This is a genomic window from Methylobrevis pamukkalensis (assembly GCF_001720135.1).
In the GTDB taxonomy this organism is placed as follows: Bacteria; Pseudomonadota; Alphaproteobacteria; order Rhizobiales; family Pleomorphomonadaceae; genus Methylobrevis; species Methylobrevis pamukkalensis.
On record NZ_MCRJ01000346.1, the window covers coordinates 1 to 217 of the forward strand.

1 pseudogene is annotated in these 217 nt (G+C 68.2%); it reads left to right on the forward strand.

Annotated elements, in window-relative coordinates:
- Positions 1–217, forward strand: a pseudogene (locus tag A6302_RS20825) (M10 family metallopeptidase C-terminal domain-containing protein); the annotation flags it as partial.

Here is a 217-nt window from a genome sequence, read left to right on the forward strand (position 1 = left end):
CGCGGCCGGCGACCGCATCACCGAGACCGGCGCCGATGTCGATACGGTCCAGTCCTCGATCAACTACACCCTCGGCGCCCGGCTGGAGAACCTGGTGCTGACCGGCACGGCGCTGAAGGGCACCGGCAACGCGCTGAACAACCGCCTGACCGGCAACGCGTCAAACAACACGCTCGACGGCGGCACCGGCAACGACACCATGATCGGCGCTTGGCGA